Source organism: Caballeronia humi (assembly GCF_001544475.1).
GTDB lineage: Bacteria > Pseudomonadota > Gammaproteobacteria > Burkholderiales > Burkholderiaceae > Caballeronia > Caballeronia humi.
The window spans coordinates 1-24,341 of sequence record NZ_FCNW02000051.1; the positions used below are offsets into that span (position 1 = coordinate 1).

General features: G+C 61.8%; 15 protein-coding genes and 9 pseudogenes. 12 read left to right on the top strand and 12 right to left on the bottom strand.

Translation table 11 applies throughout. The features are described 5' to 3' along the window. The first annotated feature begins 702 nt into the window (after positions 1-702). Positions 703-3,078 carry a phosphoketolase family protein gene (locus AWB65_RS28455; protein WP_087670335.1) on the top strand — a complete coding sequence of 792 codons (2,376 nt, stop codon included), beginning with the start codon at positions 703-705 and terminating at the stop codon, positions 3,076-3,078. 231 nt (positions 3,079-3,309) lie between these two features. Here the strand turns inward: AWB65_RS28455 and chrA are convergent, their stop codons facing one another. From chrA to AWB65_RS28480, 5 genes are all read right to left on the bottom strand, one after another. Continuing rightward, positions 3,310-4,509 carry a chromate efflux transporter gene (gene chrA, locus AWB65_RS28460; protein WP_087660532.1) on the bottom strand — a complete coding sequence of 400 codons (1,200 nt, stop codon included), beginning with the start codon at positions 4,507-4,509 and terminating at the stop codon, positions 3,310-3,312. Positions 4,510-4,590: 81 nt separating this feature from the next. Continuing rightward, the gene (locus AWB65_RS28465; RefSeq protein ID WP_087660533.1) at positions 4,591-5,040 is read right to left on the bottom strand and encodes a universal stress protein; all 450 of its coding nucleotides are present in this window, start codon (positions 5,038-5,040) and stop codon (positions 4,591-4,593) included. A 273-nt stretch (positions 5,041-5,313) separates the two neighbouring features. Then, positions 5,314-5,661: a hypothetical protein gene (locus AWB65_RS35865; RefSeq protein WP_125474228.1), complete on the bottom strand. Its 348-nt coding sequence runs from the start codon at positions 5,659-5,661 to the stop codon at positions 5,314-5,316. A gap of 131 nt (positions 5,662-5,792) precedes the next feature. Next, positions 5,793-5,954, bottom strand: coding sequence for a hypothetical protein (locus tag AWB65_RS28475; protein WP_235007808.1), 162 nt, complete (start codon positions 5,952-5,954; stop codon positions 5,793-5,795). A 6-nt stretch (positions 5,955-5,960) separates the two neighbouring features. Next, positions 5,961-6,236, bottom strand: a complete 276-nt coding sequence (locus AWB65_RS28480) for a BON domain-containing protein (protein WP_087660535.1) — start codon at positions 6,234-6,236, stop codon at positions 5,961-5,963. Positions 6,237-6,708: 472 nt separating this feature from the next. Here AWB65_RS28480 and AWB65_RS28485 point away from each other — a divergent pair, with 472 nt between their 5' ends. The 3 genes and pseudogenes from AWB65_RS28485 to AWB65_RS28495 all read left to right on the top strand — a co-directional run bounded on the left by AWB65_RS28485 (position 6,709) and on the right by AWB65_RS28495 (position 9,413). Next, a complete protein-coding gene (locus AWB65_RS28485) occupies positions 6,709-7,548 on the top strand; it encodes a universal stress protein (protein WP_087670336.1) in 840 nt (279 codons plus the stop codon). 133 nt (positions 7,549-7,681) lie between these two features. After that, positions 7,682-8,077, top strand: a pseudogene (locus AWB65_RS28490) (universal stress protein); the annotation flags it as partial. A 193-nt stretch (positions 8,078-8,270) separates the two neighbouring features. Continuing rightward, positions 8,271-9,413, top strand: coding sequence for a PAS domain-containing sensor histidine kinase (locus AWB65_RS28495; RefSeq protein ID WP_087660700.1), 1,143 nt, complete (start codon positions 8,271-8,273; stop codon positions 9,411-9,413). A 53-nt stretch (positions 9,414-9,466) separates the two neighbouring features. On the opposite strand, the gene AWB65_RS28500 is transcribed toward AWB65_RS28495, so the two are convergent. Beyond that, positions 9,467-9,739 (bottom strand): hypothetical protein, encoded by a 273-nt coding sequence (locus AWB65_RS28500; protein ID WP_087670337.1) that lies wholly within the window; start codon positions 9,737-9,739, stop codon positions 9,467-9,469. A 121-nt stretch (positions 9,740-9,860) separates the two neighbouring features. Then, complete coding sequence (locus AWB65_RS28505; RefSeq protein ID WP_087670349.1) at positions 9,861-10,550, bottom strand: CBS domain-containing protein; 690 nt, start codon at positions 10,548-10,550, stop codon at positions 9,861-9,863. A gap of 909 nt (positions 10,551-11,459) precedes the next feature. Here AWB65_RS28505 and AWB65_RS38035 point away from each other — a divergent pair. The 6 genes and pseudogenes from AWB65_RS38035 to AWB65_RS37130 form a co-directional block, all read left to right on the top strand. Further along, positions 11,460-12,730, top strand: a pseudogene (locus tag AWB65_RS38035) (PAS domain-containing sensor histidine kinase); the annotation flags it as partial. Next, a pseudogene (locus tag AWB65_RS28515) lies at positions 12,727-13,392 on the top strand (response regulator). The pseudogenes AWB65_RS38035 and AWB65_RS28515, both read left to right, overlap by 4 nt. A 161-nt stretch (positions 13,393-13,553) precedes the next feature. Next, on the top strand, positions 13,554-13,928 hold the full coding sequence (locus AWB65_RS28520) for a response regulator (protein ID WP_235007810.1): 375 nt from the start codon (positions 13,554-13,556) through the stop codon (positions 13,926-13,928). Between the two features lie 12 nt (positions 13,929-13,940). Next, positions 13,941-14,721, top strand: a pseudogene (fnr, locus tag AWB65_RS28525) (fumarate/nitrate reduction transcriptional regulator Fnr). A gap of 147 nt (positions 14,722-14,868) precedes the next feature. Then, a pseudogene (locus tag AWB65_RS28530) lies at positions 14,869-15,901 on the top strand (Acg family FMN-binding oxidoreductase). Between the two features lie 558 nt (positions 15,902-16,459). Then, positions 16,460-16,561, top strand: a pseudogene (locus AWB65_RS37130) (cytochrome C); the annotation flags it as partial. A 473-nt stretch (positions 16,562-17,034) separates the two neighbouring features. Here AWB65_RS37130 and AWB65_RS28540 read toward each other — a convergent pair. After that, entirely contained in the window at positions 17,035-17,343 is a 309-nt protein-coding gene (locus AWB65_RS28540) for a hypothetical protein (RefSeq protein ID WP_087660814.1), read from the bottom strand. Positions 17,344-17,812: 469 nt separating this feature from the next. Here AWB65_RS28540 and adhP point away from each other — a divergent pair, with 469 nt between their 5' ends. Then, positions 17,813-18,838 carry an alcohol dehydrogenase AdhP gene (gene adhP / locus AWB65_RS28545; protein ID WP_087670338.1) on the top strand — a complete coding sequence of 342 codons (1,026 nt, stop codon included), beginning with the start codon at positions 17,813-17,815 and terminating at the stop codon, positions 18,836-18,838. A 69-nt stretch (positions 18,839-18,907) separates the two neighbouring features. Next, positions 18,908-19,164: pseudogene (locus AWB65_RS28550) on the top strand (F0F1 ATP synthase subunit beta); the annotation flags it as partial. A gap of 511 nt (positions 19,165-19,675) precedes the next feature. Here AWB65_RS28550 and AWB65_RS28555 read toward each other — a convergent pair. From AWB65_RS28555 to AWB65_RS28570, 4 genes and pseudogenes are all read right to left on the bottom strand, one after another. Beyond that, positions 19,676-20,033: pseudogene (locus AWB65_RS28555) on the bottom strand (YoaK family protein); the annotation flags it as partial. A 139-nt stretch (positions 20,034-20,172) separates the two neighbouring features. After that, positions 20,173-20,772: an acetate uptake transporter gene (locus tag AWB65_RS28560; protein WP_235007811.1), complete on the bottom strand. Its 600-nt coding sequence runs from the start codon at positions 20,770-20,772 to the stop codon at positions 20,173-20,175. A gap of 75 nt (positions 20,773-20,847) precedes the next feature. After that, positions 20,848-22,793: pseudogene (gene acs, locus AWB65_RS28565) on the bottom strand (acetate--CoA ligase). 212 nt (positions 22,794-23,005) lie between these two features. Next, complete coding sequence (locus tag AWB65_RS28570) at positions 23,006-23,830, bottom strand: potassium channel family protein (protein WP_087660519.1); 825 nt, start codon at positions 23,828-23,830, stop codon at positions 23,006-23,008. Between the last annotated feature and the right edge of the window lie 511 nt (positions 23,831-24,341).

Below are 24,341 nucleotides of genomic sequence, written 5' to 3' on the forward strand. Positions count from 1 at the left end.
CCGACGGTACTGCTCGAAGCCGGCGCCTTGATCTGCTGCCATCGCTAGGGTCTTTTGTCTCATTCAATATAAACGGCATGCCACCCTGATGCGTTGACCTTTTTCAGCATTGCCCTAAGAACGACAATGAGTGAGAATGCTATCGCATCTCGCTCCGCTTATTTGCTGCACCGAACCGCCTTCAGGATGTGCAGATCCTCGCAGATGTCGGTACGCGCGGAGACGCGCTCCGACTTGCGCCTATGCCGCCTAGAGGCGATCGCAAGCGAAAGGCTTGATCTGAATCAAGGGCGCCAAGGCTCATGTTCGTAGACTCGGATCAAGTCGAACGCCTCACCCCTCCTCGAGCCCATACCGACGACGGCATCGCGCATTACATCATGAAATGCGCGGCGAGTTCGACGCCGAACTGGTCGACCTGGTCGACATGGGCGCGCACTGTCGTCGCGGATCGCGGCAGTTCACGCTCGGCAGCGCCCCGAAAGCTTCCTGCGCCTCATGCATCGCTTCGACGCGACGGCTACCATGTGCCATTGGTCCATTTGTTCATTCCCACGACACATGCGCTTCAGAAACTAACCTGTTTTCATGTCTGGCTGTCGCCCACCTGCCCCGGACGGCGTTCGGGTAATCGAATCAAAACCATTCATTCACGATCGACAGGAGAAGCAATTAAACCTCGACAGTCAATCGCCTGCACCAATGCAAAGCCCCCAAACGCCGCCGCTTTCGCCCGACGAACTGAGCAAGATCGACGCCTATTGGCGAGCCTGCAACTATCTATCGGTGGGCATGATCTATCTGCGCGCGAATCCGCTGCTGAAAGAGCCGCTCTTGCCGGAGCACATCAAGAGGCGCCTGCTCGACCACTGGGGATCTGACCCCGGCCAGTCGTCCGCTTGGGTGCATCTGAACCGCCTCATCCTGAGAGACGATCTGAACGTGCTCTTCGTGTCCGGACCCGGGCACGGCGCGCCTGCGACGCTCGCCAACTCCTGGCTGGAGAGTGTTTACTCCGAGGTCTATCCGGACCGCGGCGCCGATGAACGCGGCATGCTCAGGCTCTTTCGCGCATTCTCGTCGCCGGGGGGGATCGGCTCGCACTGCACGCCCGAGACGCCCGGCTCGATACATGAAGGCGGCGAGCTCGGCTACACCCTTTCGCATGCTTATGGCGCCGCATTCGACAATCCCGGGCTGATCGTCGCAACCATGGTGGGCGACGGCGAAGCCGAGACCGGACCGCTCGCCACGTCCTGGCATTCGAACAAGTTCCTTAACCCGGTCACGGACGGCGCGGTCCTTCCGATCCTCAATCTGAACGGCTACAAGATCGCCAATCCAACGATCCTCGCACGCATCCCGTACGAAGAGCTGGAGGCGCTCTTCATCGGCTATGGCTACAAGCCCCATTTCGTCGAAGGCTGCGAGCCCGAGGAAATGCATCGGCGAATGGCGACGACGCTTGACGCATGCATCGGAGAGATCCGCGCCATTCAGCAACATGCCCGCACGCGCAGAGACTCGACGCGTCCCCGCTGGCCGATGATCGTGCTGCGCACGCCGGAGGGCTGGACAGGTCCGAAGGAAGTGGACGGTCACAAGGTGCAAGACTTCTGGCGCTCGCACCAGGTGCCAGTATCCGATCCGGTGACCAACCGCGGGAACCTGCGCCTCCTCGAAGCGTGGATGCGCAGCTACCGGCCCGAAAAGCTGTTCGACGAAGAGGGTCGGCTAATCGAGGTGCTACGCGAACTCGCGCCGAAGGGCGAGCGGCGCATCAGCGCGAACCCGCACGCGAATGGCGGCAAGCTGCGCAAGTCGCTCGATTTGCCCGACATCCACGACTTCGCATTCGAATTCAAGGCGCCAGGCACCGTGTACCAGTCGCCGACCGTCGTGCTCGCCAGGTTCCTCACCGAGGTGATCCGTCGCAACATGAACAACTTCCGGCTCTTCGGCCCGGACGAAACGGCGAGCAACAAGCTCGACGGGGTCTATGAGGCGTCAGGCAAGCGCTGGATAGCGCAGACGAACCCGGAGGACAGTGATGGGGGCGCACTTTCGCCCGACGGTCGCGTGATGGAAATGCTGAGCGAGCACACGCTCGAAGGCTGGTTCGAAGGCTACGTGCTCACCGGGCGTCATGGCCTCTTTGCCACCTACGAGGCGTTTGTCCACGTGATCGACTCAATGTTCAATCAGCACGCCAAATGGCTGGAGAAATCAAAGAAGGACCTCGACTGGCGCGCACCGGTGCCGTCGATCAACCTGCTCATCACGTCGCTCGTCTGGCGGCAGAACAACGGCTTCACCCATCAGGACCCGGGCTTTCTCGATGTCGTCACGAACAAGAGCCCGGACGTCGTGCGCATCTATCTGCCGCCCGATGCGAACTGCCTCCTGAGCGTGGCGGACCATTGCCTGCGCAGTCGTGACTACGTGAACGTGATTGTCGCGGACAAGCAGCCGCATCTGCAATATCTCAGCATGCGAGAAGCAATCATCCACTGCACCAAAGGAATCGGCATCTGGGACTGGGCATCGACCGACGCGTGCGCGGAGCCCGACGTCGTGATGGCCTGCGCGGGGGACATCGCGACGATGGAGTCGCTCGCCGCCGTGCGGATCCTGAAACAACACTTCAAGGACCTCAAAATCCGCTTCGTCAACGTGGTCGACCTGTTTCGTCTCTTGCCGGATACGGATCATCCTCACGGCCTTTCGCATCGCGACTTCGACTCGATCTTCACGCGCGACAGGCCGGTCATTTTCAACTTCCATTCGTATGGGTCGCTGGTGCACAAGCTCACCTACAATCGCACGAATCACGAGAATATCCACGTGCACGGCTATCGCGAGAAAGGCAACATCAATACGCCATTTGAGCTTGCCATCATCAACGAGGTGGACCGCTACACACTCTCCATCGACGTGATCGACCGCGTACCGCGCTTGGCGGACTCGGGCGCTCATACCAAGAACTGGCTCAAGGAGCAGATCATCGAGAGCATCCGGCATGCGCACGAGGAAGGCATCGATTGCGATGAGATCCGCGAGTGGACCTGGGATGATTGAGGGCCTTGCACCTGGCAGGCAAACGCAGGAGAGCTATCCAGAGGCGCAATCCGCAGCGGGTTGCGGCCGATCCGGTCTTCGCGCGTGGCATAGCACGCCGTCGGTTTTGAAGGGTAAGGTGACGGAGGGTCGCTGCTCATCCAAAATGAAGGGATAACCGAAGGAGAACATTGCAGTGCTTTGAGTTCCCGCCCTTAAAAGGCTCTTCGAGTTCCGGCCGGGGCCGCCGCTCTAATGCAAGGTGCTCTGCACAACACCGGCCAGCGCACTGAGCACGACGATGGCGAGGGGCGGGACCCTCCACCGCGTCAGCAGGAAGAAACCGCAAGCCGCGATAGCGAAGTCAGACTTCGATAGAACTGCGCTGGTCCAGACCGGTGAGTACAGTGCGGTTGCCAGGAGTCCGACGACTGCGGCATTCACTCCTGCAAGCAATGCAGTCATCGACGGACGTGCACGCAGTGCTCCCCAGTAGGGTAACGCCGCAAGCACAAGCAGGAGGCCCGGCAGGAAAATGCTCACAGTGGCAAGCAGTGCACCAGACCAGTGGTTCGGCGCTTGCATCATCATCCAACCCAGAAATGCAGCAAACGAAAACAAGGGACCCGGGACCGCCTGCGCAGCACCGTAGCCGGCGAGAAAGTCGTTCGAAGCAACCAGTCCGGCCGCGACAGTCTGCTGCTGCAGAAGCGGCAGCACGACGTGACCACCGCCAAACACCATCGCACCCGAGCGATAAAACGCTTCCATGACCTTGACGGCGGGACTTGCATGGAGGCTGGTTAGCAGTGGAAGTCCGAACAACAAGGCACTAAAGAGGATCAACGCGATGGCGCCTGCCGTGCGGGAAATACCGGATCCGTGGGTGCCCTGCGACACGCGAACGCTGTTTGATGTTGTCGCTGTTCGACACAACGCGAGTCCGAGCACGGCCCCGATGCTGATCACGATCAGTTGCGCATAGACAGTGGTCAGAATGCTCAGCACCGCGATGGCGGTGAGGGCGATAGCTGCGCGGCGGTGATCGGCACAAAGGCGCCGTGCCATATCCCACACTGCCTGAGCGACGACTGCGACGGCGACCAGTTTCAGACCGTGAACAAAGCCGCCGCCAAGCAGCCCGCCTAGACTCGGGGTGATGGCGGCAAAGCCGATTAACAGCATGACTGAAGGCAGTGTGAACCCGCACCAGGCCGCGAGTCCGCCAAGCCACCCCGCTCGCAAAAGACCGATCGAGAATCCCACCTGGCTGCTGGCCGGCCCTGGAAGGAACTGACAGAGCCCGACCAACTCGGTGAACGTTTCGTCGTCAAGCCAGCCGCGCCGTGCAACGAACTCGCGGCGGAAGTAGCCCAGATGTGCAATGGGGCCGCCGAAGCACGTCAGCCCGAGCTTGAGAAATACTGCGAGAACTTCCGCAACGTTACCCATTCGAATCGAGCATGGTAAAAGGGAGATCTGTGCCGTACGTCGTGTGTCACCGCGATCATCACTTTATTGTATACGGGCACCCTACTTGCTGCCGCTGCTCGGCTCCTCATGCATCAGCAGCACGGGGCAGCACGCGATCCGGGTGAGGCCTTCTGCCACGCTGCCAAACGCCATTCTGCGCCACCCCCGTCGTCCGGTCGTCCCCATCACCACGAGATCTGTTTGATGACTCTGCGCGTAGCGATTCAGGCAATCGGCGATGGTCTCGTGAATGTTATCCGTCTCGACCAATTGCACCTCGCACGGGACGACGGCCTGTTGGAGTTTCAGCCGCACGTCCTCGAGCATGCGCAGCCCTTCTTCGCGCAGTTCAGTTCGATGCGTCACTGGATAAGAATACGCCGTCGAAGCATCGAGAACGTGCACGACCCGGATTTGTGCCCGCCCGCCACCGGCGATCCGGATCGCTTCGTTCAAAGCGCGTTCAGACGCTTTGCTGCCATCCATGGGAACCAGAATCCTGCTGTACATGATGTAATCCCTCGTCGAGGTGTGCCGTGTCGCGTCCCGCCAGTCGGCGAATGAAGTCCGCTGCGTGCGTCGGCATCAGCGCGGCCTCAACGCAGAGAATGCAGAAGTAGCCCCAACCCGCCGTCTGCGGTTGGGGTAGGTTCCTGTCTCGTTCAGACGAAGAGATTCAACGCACGGCTTTCCTCGCCTTGCGGTGCGTTTCTTTGACTAATCGCACAGCGCGCGACGGGCTGCTTGGCCGCCAGTTCGCACAGTTCCTTGAGCGCGGATTCGCTACCGCGACCGGCGAGCGTGCAGAAAAATGCGACGCGCGGCAGCCGGCGCCGGTGCGTCGCGAGCCACGCGCGCACCGGCGCGCACCGGCGCGCTCACTCTGCCCGCCCAGACCGACGTGCCGATGACGACCATGTGGTGTGCCGACAAATCATGTCGCATCGGCTCGATCGATGCGGACCGCCCCATCACCGAGTCGAGGACGCACCGCAGGGTCCCCAGCGTCCCCGACCGGTCGCTCCGATCGATGATTTCCTCGACATCCGCGTGCAGGGTCGTCGCCAGTGCGGCGGCAACCCTGCGCGTCGCTCCGGTGCGTGAAAAATAGACGATCAATACTCTCGACACGACTGCTCCCGCTGATCCTCTCAATGTCCCGAAACGGCGCGCCTGCCGGCTACACGCCAATGGTTTTCGTCAGCTTCAACCCGACCCAGACCATGCCCTCGCGCAAACCCGCGAGGATCGCGTCGCGCTCGCTATCGAAGGAAGCGCCCGGAGTGCCTGAAGCGATGTTCGAAGCGAAACCCCTTCGGATCCCGATGCTCCACGCGCAACTCGCACACGTAGCCGCCCGGCACGTCCAGCGTGTCGGCATGCACGCTCCAGTCCGCGCCGTCGATTTTTCCCGTGAGTGCCATGGTCCGTCACCTTCCTGATTCGACTTCGAGGTTGTCGGCTACCGCATGCACGCTACGCGTGGACCAGGCAGCACCGCGAGCCGTCTCGTGCTCGGCATGCGCGCCGATCGTACCCGTGAGCGTGACCGTGCCGTCGCGCGCGTCGACGACGGTGTGGTGCGCTTCCCGCCCGGCATGCCGGCTGAGCGCCTGCCCGATCCTCTCCCCGGTGGCTCCCGCAGCGAAGTCCGGCCGCGCCGTGATCTGATTGTCCACCGCCGTCACATCCCGCAAAGCTTTCATCGCACTCTCCTCCTGCTTTTCCAACTCTATCCGCACGTCGAAAATGGACCGAGGTGAATCGGCTTGCCCGTTTCCAGATCACCCATCGAACCACCCTCCGGCTCCCAACCGGGAACATCTCCGTTGAGGATGTCCAGATCGACGCTGCAGACCTTCGTGCACGGCATCGGACGACCGCGTGTGGGAGGGCCGCGAGTGCCGGCACGGGCCGTTCGTCGAGCAATTTTCGACGGTGACCGTGAAAGGCGCGTGCCTTCATGTCGATCTCCTCGAGGATGAAGAGCGCTTAGGCACAGGACCAATCTAGCCCCGCCTGGCCGTCGACGATTGATCTGCGTCAAGCCGCGCCCTCATGTAGATGTGGTTCGCCGCGCTTGATCTGAATCAACGGCGAAAGGCGGCCCGCTCGTAGAGTCGATGCGAACCGGGCGCGAAAGCGCCCATTATTCCCGTATTCAACAGGAGAGAAGCGATGAGCTACAAAAGTATCGTTGTCCATCTCGATGCCAGCGACCGCGCACATCCGCGCCTCGAACTCGCCCTGCGCCTCGCGAAGCGTTTCGAAGCGCATCTGACCGGTCTCTACGCAGTGTTCACACCCGAGGCGCATTCTTTCTACGTGATGGCGGGCACAGCCGAATACTTTGAAGCGCACAACGCGTTGCGCCTCGAGCGGCGTGGCGCACTCGAGCGGCTCTTCCATGCGGAACTGGCACGCGCGGGCGTGGCCGGAGAATGGATCGAGCCACAATGCCATGCGAATCTGGCGGTGCCACGCAGCGCCCGTTGCGCGGATCTCGTCATCGCGGGCCAGGACGACCCGAACGACCCGGAGTCGTACATCGGTGAGCACTTTCCCGAAACGCTCGTGATGTCCGCAGGCCGACCTGTACTGCTTGTGCCGTACACAGGCTTCTTCCCGTCGGTCGGGGAGCGGGTGATGATCGCCTGGGACGGCGGCCGCGAGTCGGCCCGCGCCGTGCATGATGCGCTGCCGATTTTGGAGGCCGCAAAGCAGGTGACCTTGGTCACGATCGATGCCGGCAGGGACGAACCGCTCGGCACGCGACTTCCGGGCGCGGATATCGCCACGAGCATCGCGCGCCACGGCGTAAAGGTCGAGGTATCGGCGACCGAGTGCGTTGTGGGCGCGTCCGCAGGCGAACTGCTGCTATCCCGCGCCGCAGACCTGGGCGCAGATCTCATCGTCATGGGCGGCTACGGCCACGCGCGCTGGCAGGAACTCGTGATGGGCGGTGCGACCCGCACGATCCTTGGCTCAATGACACTGCCCGTCCTGATGTCGCACTGAGCATGTTCAGCCTTTCCCCATGTCGAGCCTTTCCATGTACACACGAATTCTTGCTCCCATCGATGGCAGCCCGATCGCGAGCCACGCGCTCGACGAGGCGCTGAAAATCGCCCGCTAAAGCGGCGCAGAGCTTCAGCCCCTTTTCGTGATCGACTTGCCGCCCGTCAGCGGCGGCGATGCGAGCGCTGCGTTTTATGTCAACACCCGCGATGGATTCGCGCAGGAAAGCGCCGCACTCGACGCCGACGCCTCGGTGCGCATGCACCAGGCCGGCGTTCGGGGTGGGCCGCGGGTAGTCGAGGTCGAGTTGACTCGTGACGACATCGCGCACCGCATCCTCAAGAGTGCGCAGGAATTTGGCGCGGACCTCGTGGTGATGGGAACGCACGGGCGGCGGCTCGCGCTTGGCAGCGTCGCCGAGCACTTCCTGCGCATCTCATGCTGCCCGGTTCTGCTAGTCCCGGCCCCAAAAGGAGAACTGCCGGCCGAAGCAGCGAGCGAAAAGCTCGACCCACAAACGCCTCACTGAGTGACGACGTCGCGAACGACGCCATTCCACCATTCGCCGAGCTTTCGACAGTGTCCCTTTACGGTCGTCAATAGCGGGAAGATGACGGCGCCTGTCGGGTCGGCTAGACTGGGACCCATGCGCCGGGCGAGCGCCGAGGATATGATTCGCCGCGCGCCAGGCGATCCCCATCCCAGTCAGTGAGACAGACCGCATGCAAAGTCGCGATAAGTGTTCGCGTCAACGGCCGGCCGACGACCAGCGCGAAGCTGTGCCGGCTCGCTCCTCTATTGGCCGCCTGCTGAGCGACGAGCATTTCCGTTTGCTGGTCGAAACAGTGGAAGACTATGCGATCTTTCTTCTCGACCCCGCCGGAAACGTTGCCACCTGGAACAACGGCGCGAAACGGATCAAAGGCTACGAAGCGGACGAAATCATGGGCCGGCACTTCTCGGTTTTTTATCCGCCGGAGGATGTCGCAGCGGGCAAGCCGGAAAGCGAACTCGCGCTGGCGATCGAAAAGGGACATATCGAGGATGAAGGGTGGCGAGTTCGCAGAGACGAATCCCGCTTCTGGGCCAATGTCGTGATCACAGCCGTACGTGACGCAAACGGCACGTTACGTGGCTTCGCCAAGGTAACGCGCGACATGACCGATCAGTTGCGCCTCGCGGAACTCCAGCATGCCCGTGAACTGTCGACTCACGTTCAGACCGCCCGGGAAAACGAGCGGACGGATATCGCGCGGGAATTGCATGACGATCTCGGGCAACAACTCGCCGCACTCAAGATGCAACTGGCCGCGCTAGATATGGATGTCGACGCAACCGGCTTGGCTCGCCATCGCGTCTCCCAGACGCAGGCCATGCAGGGGCAGATTGATACGATCATCGCTTCGGTGCGTCGTATCGCGGCGGGCCTGCGGCCGCCCATTCTCGATGACCTCGGGCTCTTCGCCGCGATCGACTGGCTCGTCAGCGACTTTCGGCGCCGCTACGGCATCGACGCAACGTTGAATAACGACACTGAGGCACTCGACTTCAACGCGTCCGCTTCGACAGCGATTTTTCGACTGATTCAGGAAGCGCTGACCAACATCGTGCGTCATGCGGAGGCCAGCGAGGTACGAATTGACATTAGGCGCGTGGACGCGGATTGCGTCCTGTCGATCGAAGACAATGGGCGTGGTGCGGCGCTCGAGGCCGACCCTGGAACAAAGTCGTTCGGTTTGCTGGGGATGCGCGAGCGTGTGCGTCAACTGCGCGGAACCATCGCAATCGACAGCACGCCGGGCAGAGGCTTTCGGATATTGACCAAGTTGCCGGTCGAGACAATCATTACGGGGAGCGCCGTTTAGCAAAGACGATCCGACAGTGCAGTTTGCGTCGGCGCATACGTCGGACGATAGGCCTAGCTCAGCAAGTCGCCCAGTGTGATGTTGATCGGCGCTCCCGTACTACCTACTTCGCCATATTTGCGCGCGGCCACCTGAAGAAAATGTTCGGGGTCCGCCGTGAACAGGTTCCTGATGGCAGGAGTTCCGATACGCTTGATACGCAGCATCTCTTGGAATACTCGGGCATCGACGCGAAAGGCTTGCCGCGCACCGTCAATCTCGACGATGAACTCGACATGATCGGATTCAAAGTGGGGGGTTGTCCCAGCGGCGAATTCGGCCATCATCGTCTCTCCGTGGTGGTGTCTCGTGATCGGTACGGCCGCCGGCCCTGAAGATTCCAGGCGCCAGCGGCGATGTGCGAGTTGCTTTCGGTCTCGCGACCGGTCGACCGCACAATGCATCTGGTCAAATGCCCGGCATGATTGGGTAGGGAATCGTGTGGTCCTCGACACTTTTCACGCCGGGAATACCCTGCGCGGCCAAGCACATCGCATTCAACGAGTCGGTCGACCATACCGGTCCCCACAAATGAACGACACCATCGCGCACGACGATATCGCGGCCCGGGAATGCCCAGTTGCGTCCCGTGAGCTCCGCCATGAGCATCGCCCGGATGTCGCGATCGCTTGGTGATTCACATTGCGCGGGGTCTTGCGCGCCCGCGGCGAGCGCCTGCACGAGATTCGCACGGCTGACGATCCCGACGAGCCGCCCGTCCCGCATCACGGGCACGCGCTTGATGTGATGGCTTTCAAGAATGCTTGCAACTTCATGGAGCGGCGTAACGTCGGCCACGCAGACGGCTTGACGGGTCATGACATCTGCGACGGTCTGTCCATGAGACTTGACGTAGTCGGCCGCTTCCCGGTCCGAGCCGAGCAGGTCCAGCCACCACGAGCGATGCGACTTTTCAGTTTCGATCTCGGCACGGTGCAGCAGGTCACCCTCGCTCACCATGCCGACAAGATCGCCGTCACCGTCGAGCACGGGCATGGCACTGATCCGATGCTGAACCAGCAGTTTCGCTGCATCGCGCACGGTGGTTTCAGGCCTGACTGATATGACAGCCGAGGTCATGACATCGAAAGCTTGCATCATCTTCTCCGCATCCAGGATGTTGTTGCCGACCGTCGGGCGACATCGGTTTGGCTTCACTTTATCTGGCGATGTCGTCCGCCCATTGACTTGCATCAACTATCCGCGGACGTGTGATGTGCGAGCATCTCAAGCAGCCGGCCCGTGCCCGAAGACTCAGGCGCCGCGTGGCACGAGTCGCTATATATATAGATTGCGGCTGGCGCGTCCGAGCCGTTCCCTTGAAGACGAACCCCGGCTCGAGACGGAACAGCTTTCGGACCCGGCCCGATAGGATAGGTAGGATGCGCTATCGACTGCGCCTGGCGCGGACTGCGCACTCTGTGGCGGGTCACGCCGCGATCGGCGAAAATGGGCTGTAATCTGCTTGCTGTCGCATTCCACCGGGTTCCGGGTCAGGCAATGCCACACTTACCGAAGGCGCACATGATCGGCGACGCTAAGTCTCGCGCACGCAACGCACCCAGCAGGGCGGCAGTGCGCCTCACGCTCGTGGTTTTCGGAATCGCCGCCGCTTTGTGTGTCGCATGCTGGCAGAATCTTCGTGAGCGCCAGTTGCACGTTGCCCAGATGAGCGTCGAGAGGCCTACGGCGCGATTGGCACGGGACGCAGGGCACGAACTGATGGGCGTCTGCCTTAACCGTGATCGCCGCCAGAAGACGCTCCAGGGTGCGGCAAGCACAGGAAATTCGTTGCTCCGATCCCCGGCCAGCGCGGCCAACTTCGTGATTGCCGCGCTCGGCGCCGAGCGCTTCCTTGAATGGGTTATCCGGCCCGAAGTCCCAGTCAATCTGCACGCTTCCACTCCAACGGGTTCGCGCGGCATGCGATTCTTTTCCTCAGAACCATCCAGCAGCGATCTGCCCTATCCCCAGCCGCGCGTCCGAAAGATCTGGACTGCCGCGACGGGTGAACAGCCGCTCTCGCTCACGGGCTCGGCGAAGTCGGGGATCCCCAACGACGACGACGGCGGCATTCGCGTCCTGCTATATTGGAGCGTCGCTGCCAACGCCCTACTTCTGGCGTGGCTGGTCTTCATGATCATCCGCGGGCGAGCCGAGACCTTCCGGATCATGCGCACGTCCGACGCGCAATCGACACTCGATGCCGCGCGGCTGAGCGGGATCATTCGCTCGTCGATGGAGGCGATCGTCACGATCGATGAAACGCAACGGATTGTGATCTTCAATCCAATGGCTGAGCGGCTCTTCCGGTGCCCGGCGGCGGACGCCATCGGTGAACCTCTGTCGCGCTTCATTCCCGAGCGGTTTCGCGCAGATCACGACCGCCATGTCCGGCAGTTCGGCGTGACCGGGGGCTCCGACCGGCAAATGGGCAAACAGCGTGTGCTCTTCGGCCTTCGCGCAGACGGCGAGGAGTTTCCCATCGAAGCGGCGATTCCCAGATCGACGATAGCGGCGGCAAGCTCTACACAGTCATGCTGCACGATGTGACCGAGCGAGTGAACGCCGATGCGGCGCTCAGGCAGTCGCGCGAGGAATTGCGCGAACTGTCTGCGAACCTGCAGAACGTGCGCGAAGAGGAAAAGACGCGCGTCGCCCGCGAGCTCCACGACGATATTGGCCAGCAACTGACAGCGCTGAAGATGGATCTGTCGGCCATTGAAGCCTCACTCGATGCGCAGGCCGCCATCGGACCACAGACCATCGATCAGTTGCGCGGCATGCGCCGGCTCGTCGACACGACGGTTCCGTCGCTGCGGCGCATTGCCGCCGATCAGCGCCCGGTGATGCTCGACGATCTCGGATTGCTCCCCGCGATCGACTGGCTTGCCAACGACTTCACGAATCGCTATGGCGTCGAAGTGGAACGTCACATCGAGACGTCCAACATTGAATTCAGTGGCCGGGCCGCCACCGCCGTATTTCGGATCGTGCAGGAAGCCTTGACTAACGTCGCACTTCATGCGGAGGCGACACGGGTCATGCTGACGCTTCGCACCGACGTTGAGCATTGCATGCTGCGCATCGCCGACGACGGGCGTGGCACCACTTCCCCACTGATGCCGCTCGGGAAGTCGTTTGGCTTGCTCGGCATCCGTGAGCGCGCATACGTGCTCGGCGGCTCGGTTTCGTTCGACACACCGGGCAGAGGTGGCTTTGCCGTGTCGGTCTCGTTTCCCCTGGAAGCCGTGCAACAAGAGGAGTCGCACTCATGACGACGAAAGTGCTGATTGCGGACGACCATGCGCTCGTGCGGGACGGCTTGCGCCATATATTGACCAACGCGGTCGGATTCGAAGTCGCGGGCGAAGCGAGCGACGGAGTAAGCACGATCGCACTCGCGCGTTCGACCGAGGCTCAGGTGCTCGTCCTGGATCTTTCGATGCCAGGGCGCAGCGGCGTCGAACTGATCAAGCAGATCAAGGAGGAAAAGCCCGCCTTGCGCATTCTCGTGCTCACCATGCACGCGGAGCAGCAATATGCAGCGCGAGTCTTCAAGGCCGGCGCGTCGGGCTAACCGACGAAGGAAAGTGCAAGCGCGGAACTGGTCGCCGGCGTGTCCAAGGTGGCGGCAGGCGGCGTCTACGTGAGCCTCGCGATGGCCGAACGCTTCGCGCAAAGCCTCAATGAGCCCATCGAAGCACTGCCTCATCAGCGACTGTCGGACCGCGAATTCGAGGTGCTGCGCCGCATTTGCGCCGGTGAGACCGTCACTGAAATCGGCGAGGCCCTGTGCGTAAGCTCAAAAACCATCAGTACCTACAAGGCACGCATTCTCGAAAAGATGCAGATGCCGCACGAGGCAGCGCTCGTGCGCTACGCCGTACGCCGTACGCCGTACGCCGTACGCCGTACGCCACAAATTATTCGACGATAACGACGAAGCCTGATCTCCTCCCGCTGTCAGGAGTTCCCTACACGGCCTTCCGAAAGACCTACCTGAAGTTCAACCCTCGCCGATTTTATTTTGAGACAGCGCGTCCAATAATGGGTTGCATGAACCCGATCTGTTGCGCACACAAGCTCAAAATATTCCTGGTGGATGATTCCGGAATCGTGCGTCAGCGTCTCGCATCGATGCTCGTGCAGGTCGGGAGCGTCGAGGTGGTTGGCATGGCGGACGACCCTGAAACGGCGCTCGAAAGCCTCGTAGCGACGCACGCCAATGTGCTCATTCTCGACCCGCATTTGACGGCCGGCAGCGGTCTGAACATGATCGGCGCTGTGAAATGCAAGCACCTTCCGGTCGTCATGATCGTGCTCACCAACCACTCGAACGCGGCGTTCAGAACCGCCTGTCTGTCGGCGGGCGCCGACTACTTCTTTGACAAGACAACGGAATATGAACAGACGCGCGCCGTCATCGAAAGCCTCGCGCGGCACGCCTCACTATCCCGAACGCAATTCGACTGACAGGAGATGAGCATGTATGCCGTGAGCGAAAGCAGGACTGTCGCGACGCCCGCCCCACCCGCACCCGCGCCGCGCCGCACGTTTCAGATCGCCGAACCGGGTTCGAGACGCAATTGCGCAAGGTGCTCGACGTGTTCGATGCAGCGAATCTGCATGCCAGCGGGACTTTCGGCTACCGAGTACGAGCGTCTCGACTCGATCATTTGCTCGACTCGTATCATCCGGCGCGGCGAAGCGCTTTACCGCGCTGGCGATGCGTTCCAGAACGTCTATGCGGTACGCACCGGCTGCTTCAAGACCGTGGTCATGCACCGAGATGGTCTTGAACAGGTGACCGGTTTTCACCTTGCGGGCGACGCGCTCGGCCTCGACGGCGTATCGTCGGACCATCACGGTTGCGATGCCATTGCGCTCGAAGACAGCATCGTCTGCATCATTCCGTTCGACCTGCTCGAGTTGCTGTGCCGCGAGGTCAAGGCGATTCAGCATCACTTCACCGTCTGATGAGCAGGAGATCGTGCGGGAATCCGCCCTGATGATGTTGCTCGGGACGATGACCGCCGAGCAACGCGTCGCCGCGTTCCTGCTCAACCTCTCCACACGACTGAAAGCACGCGGCTACTCCTCTGCCGAATTCGTGCTGCGCATGACGCGTGAGGAAATTGGCAGCTATCTCGGGTTGAAGCTCGAAACGGTCAGCCGGATGTTCTCGAAGCTGCAAAAAGCGGGCGTTGTCGATGCGCGGAGCAAGGATATCCGCATTCTCGATCAGGCCGGGCTGGAGAGAGTGTAGTCCCGTTCGAGAACACATGGGAAGGGCGGTGCGTGCGCAACGGCCGCCCCTTCGCCCCGACCGCCCCAACTTGATCTCTGTCAATCGGCGAAGGAAGTCCTCGGCCACGATGAGACGTCAAGTCGCTCATGCAGAGGTAGAAGCAAAATGCATCCGACCATCAGCAGTACCGCCTGGGAAATCAACCCAAGCCGACTACCGCCGCTCGCTGGCGTTGAGGCGAAATTGCGGTTTGCCCTACAGTATGCGGTGCCCGCACCGTCGCGTCACAATTCGCAGCCGTGGCACTTCATCGTCGACGGCGACAGCGTCATGCTTTGCGCCGACCGCACGCGCGCACTCCCCATCGTCGATCCATTCGATCGTGAGCTGATCATCAGTTGCGGGGCGGTGCTTTTCAATCTGCAAGTAGCGCTTCAGCAGTTCGGCCTCGGCTACTCAATCAGGCTATTTCCCGTGGAGGCCGACCCGGATGCACTCGCGCACGTGCGCGTACTGCCCGACGGTCCGCGCGACGCGAGCATCGTCGCGCTGTTCGAAGCGATTACGCGGCGTGTGACAACGCGCGAATCGTTCCTTGACGAAGCAGTGCCTCTCGACGTGCAGGCACAACTCGTTCAGGCCGCAGCGGCCGAAGGCGTTGATGCGGTGTGCATTGAATCGACTCTTGCGCGGGAGCGGCTCGCCGAACTGATTGCCGAGGCCGATCACATCCAGTTTCGCGATCCGCGCTTCAGGCGCGAACTCGCAAGCTGGATTCATCCCAGTCGACATGACGACGGCATGCCCGCCTACGCGGGCGGCGCAAGCGCGCTGCTTGACTTCGCAACGCCGCTAGCCGCACTGGCACTGCGTACGTTCGATCTCGGCGGCGGGCTCGCCGCGGCGCATCGTCAACTCGTCGACAAGTCCCCGATGTTCCTTTGCATTGGCACTGGCGCCGATGATCGTGATGCGTGGCTCGCCACAGGGCAGGCGCTCGAGCGGGGTGCTGCTGACCGGGGTCACGCACGGCCTGACCGCGTCCTATTTGAATCAGCCGCTCGAAGTGGACTCGCTTCGCGATTCGGTGGGCCGCGAAGCCGGCATGAACGCGCATCCGCAACTGTTGCTGCGCAAGGGAAAGGGGCCGCATGTCGCGCATTCATCGCGGCGTGCGATGTCCGCGGTGGTGTCTTGACATGTGAACGCTCTGACTTTCGGGCCGATGGCGACGCGAAAGAAAGTTGGGATATTGGCAGCAACCGCGACGCCGACGCCTCGCGGGCGAAATCAGGTATTCGTTGCGCTCGCCGTCGACGCCTTGTCCGATTGTGGCGCGCCTGCGAGGCGCAATTCGAATCTGCTGAAACGATATCTCGGACTGTCGGGCCAACGACGTTGACACAGATCAAGGACGCAAAGCCGTGTGGGCGCATCATGGAATGCAGACACTACCGTTTGGTGTCCGCCAACGTGAGCCGTCGTTCGCCCTGCGACCCACCCATGCGCATACCGCGCGCCTACAGGGGGCGGCGCCATCGCACGCGGCTGGTTCAATCGCAATGCGCTTACCGAACCTATGCAACTCAAGCGAAACCGCGCTTCGATGTTCCTCCCGACCGCCGGGGCACTTCCATACCGCGAGACCACAGTGATTCAATCGAGGAACCATCGCACGGACGGTCTCATTTTAATTGACCGTAGCGCATCGCGATCCTTCACGCGTCTTTGGGCACTCGCAGCCGCCGCGCTTCTCATCTCCGCGACACACGCGGCGGAGCCGGAGCCCACGCCTCTCGTCGATCAACAGCATTGCATGTTCTGCCACACCGATAATGCGGCATTTCTTGCACCATCGGGGGAATGCTGGAGCCGTCAGCGGACGGTACGCTGCTGCGCGGACGGAATGCTGCCGATCGTTTTGCTCAACCGTCTGCACCTCGGTCGCTGCGCCGATAAGAACGGCTCACCGATCACCGACGGTCCATCCGAAGGCGCCCGCGGAAGCGCCACGTATCATGGCTGCATGGGCCCGGTTCCTCGCACGGCCCACTGGCATGTCCAATGCCTTGATCTGGAAACGACCGTCGCAGAACGTGAGATTTTCTCCGACGAGCACGAGTCTGCCCAAAGAGTAGCGGACGGCCCTCACGACACGGGTGCTCTCGGCATTTGAGTGCCGCTGCGAAAGAGATGGCTACGGCGCCGCGACTTCCAATGCCAGTCAAGGGAGTCGACTGCCGGCTTCCAAAAAGAAACGTTGACCGTGCCGTCTCTTCCTTCAAATGATTGCTTCGCATGACCGGCATCGCCTTGCGCCGGATATCTACTCTATCGGGCGGCGGCCGAATCACGCTCGAGCAATCGGATCGCACTGTCGAACGCGCGGTGTACCGCTGCATTCGGATCCGCGTCCGTACAGTGCTCGACGGGTATCAATCCATAGTCGCGCGTGATGAGGTCCAGACGCGCGTCGTAGAGCGCGCGTCCGCCCTGGTCATGCAACGCCTCGATTGCGAGATGGCAGCCGGCGATGCGCTTCGCGAACCGCTCCAGCCGTACCAACTCCGCTCCGGCCTCCCCCTCTAGCGCCGCCGAGCCGGCAAACCCGAAGCAGGCAATCTGCATTCCTACACCCATCTTGGCCTCCGCATCATCGCCCACCAATGTGTTGGTCGCTTTTTCGAACTCCGGCACTCATCGGGCCCAAAACACCCTTTTCGAGTCCGAATTGCGAACGAGCGGCATGAAGCGATTCACCGCATAAGCCATCTTCCGGCTTCGCGTCACGAGGCGATTGACCTGGGTCAAGCATCGCGCTTGCGCTGCTGCTTACTCGCTGGACGGACTTCCGATGCTCCTTCAAGAAATTACTAAAGGTCACCTCGTTTAGTTCAATCCGCTCAGCATAGGTCAATACAGTCAGCCGGAACCACCATCGGCATAGCGCCCGCTCCTGTCCACGCTTGCTCCGGCTCATGGCCGCCCCGCTACGTCGCGGGGGGAGATGGCTCCGCTTGACCTAAGTCAAGGCTGTCGGACCGCCGTCGCCGATACTGGGGAGGTCGTGACGCTACCCACGGCCACCGTTCGGCAATCGGAGAAATCAATGGCAACGTCGATGAAAGCTGCTGTCGTGCATGCATTTGGCGAACCTCTTCGTATCGAGGAGGTGCTTGTGCCAACGCCTGCCCGCAACCAGATCCTCGTGAAGATCGCCGCGTCAGGCGTGTGTCACACCGACCTGCACGCGGCGGACGGCGACTGGCCGGTCAAGCCCGCGTTGCCGTTCATTCCCGGGCACGAGGGCGTTGGCTACGTCTCTGCGGTCGGAGCCGACGTCAAGAGCGTCAAGGAGGGAGATCGCGTTGGCGTGCCGTGGCTGTATTCGGCATGCGGACACTGCGAGCACTGTCTGAGCGGTTGGGAGACGCTCTGTCACGATCAGCAGAACACGGGCTATTCGGTGAACGGCGGATACGCCGAGTACGTGCTCGCGGATCCGAACTACGTCGGCCATCTGCCTTCGCAGGTCGGCTTCGAGGAGATTGCGCCGATCCTGTGCGCTGGCGTCACCGTATACAAGGGCATTCGCATGACCGACACACGGCCCGGACAATGGCTCGCGATCTCTGGTATCGGCGGCCTTGGTCACGTCGCGGTTCAATACGCCATTGCGATGGGCCTGCATGTCGTCGCCATCGACGTTGAGCCCGCCAAGCTTGCGCTCGCCCGCGAACTGGGTGCGAAGCTCGCCATCGACGCTTCGACCGGCGATCCCGCAGCCGTGATCCAGAAGGAGATCGGCGGCGCACATGGCGTGCTGGTCACCGCCGTCTCGCGCAGCGCATTCGCGCAGGCGCTCGGCATGGTGCGCCGTGGCGGAACCATATCGCTGAACGGACTGCCTCCCGGAGATTTCCCACTGCCGATCTTCTCGACGGTACTCAACGGCATTACCGTACGAGGTTCGATCGTCGGGACCCGGCGCGACTTGCAAGAGTCGCTGGAATTCGCTGCGGAGGGCAAAGTCCGCGCCCGGATTCATCGCGACCGGCTCGAAAACATCAATTCGGTATTCGCCGATCTGAAGAACGGCAAGGTGGACGGCCGCGTGGTGCTGACGATCGATTGAAAGGCCGCTCGCGCTGGGTGGCAAGGCCGCGATGTTTTGGCGCTGCTGGCGTCGGCAAGTCCTTTCTCGTCCGGCGTGCTCTTGCGCACGGTCCTCGTGTACGGCCGGATGAACGAGCCACCTGGCGCGCGCGCTGGCGCATGCCGCTAACGGCGCTCACGGTGGCAGAATACTTTCGCGACGAGCGCCGCCAGAATGTGCTGCTTCTGATGGACAACGTATTCCGCTTCGTGCAGGCGGGCGCCGAAGTGTCGGGCCTGCTGGGACTCCTGCCGTCGCGTGTCGGTTATCAGCCGACTCTCACAAGCGAAGTCGCGGCGCTCCAGTGCTCCACAGTCCGGCGCACTTGCGTTGCTCGCGTGTTCCTCGCCGACGACGGCCGCGTCCAGCAGCACCCACGACGAAGCAATGAGGTCGACAGCCGGATACATGTCCTCGGTGGCCGCGAACTGCAGGATGTCATCTCGCTCTTGGACGTCGAGGAACCGGGCGTGGATGATCGGCGCGTCGTGGCTCGATCGCGAACGAGCGTGGCCTCACCATCAGCTCTCGCCGATCGCTTGACCACCGCCTTGTACGATCGGCTTGACGCGCATCGCGCGGCAGGCGTGACCCTCGTACATGCAGTGCCGACCTCGTCTGCCAGACTCGATATGGTTACGCACTCCCTCCTGCCGTTCGACTTTGGTCGATTTTCCGCGTCATCGAACCCCAAACCCTCAGCTCGTCACAATCGCCCCCGCGCGCCTGATCGCGAGACTCGCGCAAATAATACGTCTTCGCGCAATTGTGCGAAGCCATCAGCTGTCACGAACATGAGCCGGTGATGTTCGAGATTCGATCCCAATAACCCGAAGCACAGCAGCAGTACCGCTTCGAGAAGCAGAGGCGTCGCAAATTCGCTTTGCGCCTGACGCCTTCGTCCCCAGTTGATCAACATCGCCGATGTGACCGCTCCCACGATGAACGCGGCAAGCGAACTCAAGCCGGCGACGACGAGAAGAAAGTCCCCTAACGCGAGGTTGTCGGCAAGCGCAGAAACGATGCCCGACATATGCGAGGTGTACTGCCCTACCGCAAGAAAACCGCCGGCATTCGCCGCGCCCGCGACGAACGCGAGTGCGAGGCCAAGCCGCCGGTTGGCTTCGTCGGTGCGTTTGCGGGCGGTCAGGGTTCGGAGATAGTGAATAGGCATGGTTACCAAGGACTGGACGATCGTACCCTCGGAGCACGCCCCACGCGCTGTCGGCGGTCTTGCGCATGCGTCGTGGTGCGGGCCAGCGGTCCAGGAATCGGTAGCGGACCGACTGGACCGGCGGCTATCAGCGTGCTTCTCAGGACATGGCAACCCGCGGTTGCACCGCCTGCACATCGCCGATGGGCAGGACGATCTTTCCGTACGTCTCGTTGAGAATGGTCGCCGCGGACAAGTAGAACGCCAGGAAGGCCGTCAACATTCCACCGTACCCGCCCGCCACTCGCAACGCGACCGAACTCGTCCATTCTCCAGTGGCAAGCAGGAAGAACGTGATCCATAACGCGAGAAAGACGAGTTGAAGCGCACGTGGCGAACGAAACGTGGCAAGCCACATATAGAACGTGAAGAAGCCCCACAGGAACAGATACCAGCCGATGAAGGCGGCTGGAACCTTCGCATGCAGGAACAGGACGAACAGTGCCAGTGACCACCAGAACGCGCCGTAGCTAAGGAATGCGGTGGCGCCGAACGTGTTCCCACGCGGCAATTCCATCACGCCCGCGATCGCCTGCGCGGTCCCGCCGTAGGCGAGAGCGCACGCCAGTACCATGTTCATGGAATCGCCCGTGAACCATCCCGCGTTGATCATGCTCAGTAGCCACGTCGTCAGGGCGAAGCCTGCCAAGCCAAGGGGTGCGGGATTCACGGACTTCATTTGGGTTGATGCGATGCTCATCGTATGTCTCCATCAGGTAAGAAAATGCGATCCGGAGCGTCTTGGCGCGCCTGCGGAAACGTCGTGGATATTTCGTTAAAGGGGCATGCCAAGCTGGCTGAGAACCGCGGGGTTTTCCAGCGTCGATATGTCCTGCGTGATCTCCTCGCCCTTCGCAAGCGAGCGCAACAGGCGCCGCATGATCTTGCCCGAACGCGTCTTCGGCAGGTTCTCGCCGAAGCGGATGTCCTTCGGCTTCGCGATCGGGCCGATCTCCTTCCCGACCCACGCGCGCAGTTCGTTTGCGATCCTCGTGCTCTCCTCGCCCTCCGGACGCGATTGCTTGAGCACGACGAACGCGACCACGGCTTGGCCCGTCGTATCGTCGGGACGGCCCACCACCGCCGCTTCCGCGACCAGCGGATTCGACACGAGCGCGGACTCGATCTCCATCGTGCCGAGCCGGTGGCCCGAGACGTTCAGCACGTCGTCGATGCGGCCCGTGATCGTGAAGTAGCCGGTGTCCTTGTCGCGCACGGCGCCGTCGCCCGCGAGATACAGCCTGCCACCGAGTTCCTTGGGGAAATAGCTCGTCTGATAGCGCTTCGGATCGCCCCAGACATTGCGCAGCATCGACGGCCACGGACGCTTCACGACGAGGATGCCGCCCTGCCCGTTCGGCACGTCCTGCCCGGTTTCATCGACGATCGCGGCCATGATGCCCGGCAGCGGCAGCGTGCACGAGCCGGGCACCAGCGGCGTCGCGCCCGGCAGCGGCGTGATCATGTGGCCGCCGGTCTCGGTCTGCCACCACGTATCGACGATCGGACACTTCCCGCCGCCACGTTCTCGTGATACCACATCCACGCTTCGGGATTGATCGGCTCGCCGACCGTGCCGAGGATGCGCAAGGTCGAGAGGTCGAAGCTCTTCGGATGCACCTTCGCATCCGCCTCCGATACCTTGATGAGCGAGCGGATCGCGGTCGGCGCCGTGTAGAAGACCGTGACCTTGTGCTTCGCGATCATCTCCCAGAAGCGGCCCGCGTTCGGATACGTCGGCACGCCTTCGAACATGACCTGCGTCGCGCCAATCGCGGGCGGGCCGTAGGTGATGTAGCTATGTCCGGTGATCCAGCCGATGTCGGCGGTACACCAGAAGACGTCGTCCGGCTTCATGCCGAACGTCCACTTCATGGTCTGCGCGGACCACAGCAGGATGCCGCCGGTGCTGTGCTGCACGCCCTTGGGCTTGCCCGTGGAACCGGACGTATAGAGGATGAAGAGCGGATGCTCGGCGCTGACCCACTCCGGCTCGCATTGGTCCGACTCGTTCTCGACGAGTTCGTGCATCCACTTGTCCCGGCCCTCGGTCCACGCGACCTTGCCGCCCGTCCTGCGATACACGATCACGTCCTTCACCGCCTCGCAGCCGCCAGCCGCGAGCGCTTCGTCGGCGATACTCTTGAGGGGTAGCGCCTTGCCGCCCCGCATCTGTTCGTCGGCGGTGATGAGCGCGACCGCGCCCACGTCGACCAGCCGTTCGTTGAGCGACTTCGATGAGAACCCGCCGAACACGACCGAATGCGTGGCGCCAATGCGCGCGCAAGCCTGCATCGCGACGACGCCTTCCACCGACATCGGCAGGTAGATCACCACGCGGTCGCCCTTCTTGACGCGCTGTAGCAGGTCCTGATAGATGACGTTGGTGACGGTGCCGTCGTCGGCTTCGTAGATGATCGCGTTTTTCGCGCCGTTGCCCGCTTCGACGTGGCGATCGATGCAGTTGTACGACGCGTTGAGCTCGCCGTCCTCGAACCAGGTGTAGAACGGCGCATTCGATTCGTCGAGCACCTTCGTGAAAGGCTTGTGCCAAGCGAGCGTTTCGCGCGCGAGACGCGCCCAGAAGCCTTCGTAATCGCGTTCGGCTTCCGCGGCCAGGGCTTTGTAGGCGTCCATGCCGGAGATCGTGGCATGGGCCGATGCTTGCCCGGATGGCGGGAAAGCGCGGCGTTCAATAAAGACAGATTCAATGGGTTTCATGTCGGATTTCCCGGACGGTAAGAGCTTCGAAAATGTGCGCGATCAGCAGACACACCCGCGCATCACGTGCAAGCCAAGCGACCCTATGTCAACGAGGGGACCAGAATGCCGAATGCTCGTCACGTTCGCCACTTCTGTTCGATGCTCGCCATCTCGATATAACAATCTGCTCATACGCGTCACGGCGTCTGATCTGGATCATCAAAATGAATCTATCGTCGAGTGTTCGACGCCTGACAGGATGACTGGCCGCGAGTGAGCTCTTCACGCAATGCCCGCAAGTCGTCGTGCATGCTGCAGATTTCTCCTTCCAGCCGCTTGATGTCCCGATGCATTTCGCGCCGGAGCAACTTCTCTTCCTCACCAACGAACATCGCCGCGATGTTGGCGAATACCAGCGACAACATTCCGTAGCCAAGCAGCACGACAAAAACAGCGAACACGCGCGAAGCGGGCGTTGTCGGCGCAACATCGCCGTATCCGACCGTGGCACTGCTCTCGAACGCAAGCCACAAGCCGTCCGCATAACTTTGCACACGCGGCTCGAGCCAGTAGAACCCTGCGCCCGCCACGCCGAGCACCGCAGCGCCGATGAGAAGGAGCACGAGCAACCGGTTCGGGACGAACAACATGCGCAAGGCGAGCACGATGCGCACCGCAACGACGCACATGAAACCCATTCGCGGCGGCCACTCCCACGCCGACCATGGCGTCGCCCCGCCCGCGATGCTCGCCGCCGCCCCCAGCAGGATCAACATGTCCAGCCAGTTGCGACCAAGGAGCCTTCGCGGATGCCGGCTCAGCCGCACAATCCAGGCATAGAGAATGGCAAAGCCAACAGCCACGACCAGATAAAGAAGCTGGCCTGCTCGATGGAACGCCGCCGGGCCGCCTACGAGTTCGAGATAGAAAGCCGGAATCGTGAGCAAACTGATGGCGAACAGCAACCAATGCATCCAGACCCAGGCTTTCGCTGCCCCTTGATCATCGTGTGCATCGACGCCACAGAAGCCGAAGTTGTGCAGCCATTTTTCCATTGCAGTCTGCGTGTAGTCCAGGGCGGCCGCGAGCGCGGCAGACGCAGCGCTTCTTGCGATTGTCTTCTGCGCGTCATGCGCCGTGTCGGGTAACGAGCACTTCTGCCGCCCTCACAAATCGATCGTAATGGTCCGCCCCGTGGTTTCGTTGACCTGGATCAGGAGAGTCCGTTTCCCGACGGACGCCACCGATGTTTGGATCGATACGTCGCGCAACGTGCTTGATGGACCCTGGGCGCACTGCTCGCCTTCCTTACGCCACCATCGAAACCCAGCAGGACGAGCGACTCGACAGCCACCAACCGGTTGCAAACGCAAATGATCGCGGCGCCTTGGCGACAATGCCGGGTTACCCGGACAAGACTACCGTCCCGCGGCCGACCGAATAATCCATTACGCCATGTAGGGATCGCCCTACAAGACTGGAGAACGGACTACTCCATTCTCAGGCCGCCCTGATTTAACTGTACGGACCCGTGACCCATACTGGAATCGTGGACCTCATCAACGA

What these genes read in the sequence shown, in the direction of transcription:
- AWB65_RS28455 (WP_087670335.1), top strand. Translation starts at nt 703, where the DNA reads ATGCAAAGCCCCCAAACGCCGCCGCTTTCGCCCGACGAACTGAGCAAG.
- chrA (WP_087660532.1), bottom strand. Translation starts at nt 4,509, where the DNA reads ATGGGTAACGTTGCGGAAGTTCTCGCAGTATTTCTCAAGCTCGGGCTG.
- AWB65_RS28465 (WP_087660533.1), bottom strand. Translation starts at nt 5,040, where the DNA reads ATGTACAGCAGGATTCTGGTTCCCATGGATGGCAGCAAAGCGTCTGAA.
- AWB65_RS28475 (WP_235007808.1), bottom strand. Translation starts at nt 5,954, where the DNA reads ATGGCACTCACGGGAAAAATCGACGGCGCGGACTGGAGCGTGCATGCC.
- AWB65_RS28480 (WP_087660535.1), bottom strand. Translation starts at nt 6,236, where the DNA reads ATGAAAGCTTTGCGGGATGTGACGGCGGTGGACAATCAGATCACGGCG.
- AWB65_RS28485 (WP_087670336.1), top strand. Translation starts at nt 6,709, where the DNA reads ATGAGCTACAAAAGTATCGTTGTCCATCTCGATGCCAGCGACCGCGCA.
- AWB65_RS28495 (WP_087660700.1), top strand. Translation starts at nt 8,271, where the DNA reads ATGCAAAGTCGCGATAAGTGTTCGCGTCAACGGCCGGCCGACGACCAG.
- AWB65_RS28500 (WP_087670337.1), bottom strand. Translation starts at nt 9,739, where the DNA reads ATGATGGCCGAATTCGCCGCTGGGACAACCCCCCACTTTGAATCCGAT.
- AWB65_RS28505 (WP_087670349.1), bottom strand. Translation starts at nt 10,550, where the DNA reads ATGCAAGCTTTCGATGTCATGACCTCGGCTGTCATATCAGTCAGGCCT.
- AWB65_RS28540 (WP_087660814.1), bottom strand. Translation starts at nt 17,343, where the DNA reads ATGGGTGTAGGAATGCAGATTGCCTGCTTCGGGTTTGCCGGCTCGGCG.
- adhP (WP_087670338.1), top strand. Translation starts at nt 17,813, where the DNA reads ATGGCAACGTCGATGAAAGCTGCTGTCGTGCATGCATTTGGCGAACCT.
- AWB65_RS28560 (WP_235007811.1), bottom strand. Translation starts at nt 20,772, where the DNA reads ATGAGCATCGCATCAACCCAAATGAAGTCCGTGAATCCCGCACCCCTT.
- AWB65_RS28570 (WP_087660519.1), bottom strand. Translation starts at nt 23,830, where the DNA reads ATGGAAAAATGGCTGCACAACTTCGGCTTCTGTGGCGTCGATGCACAC.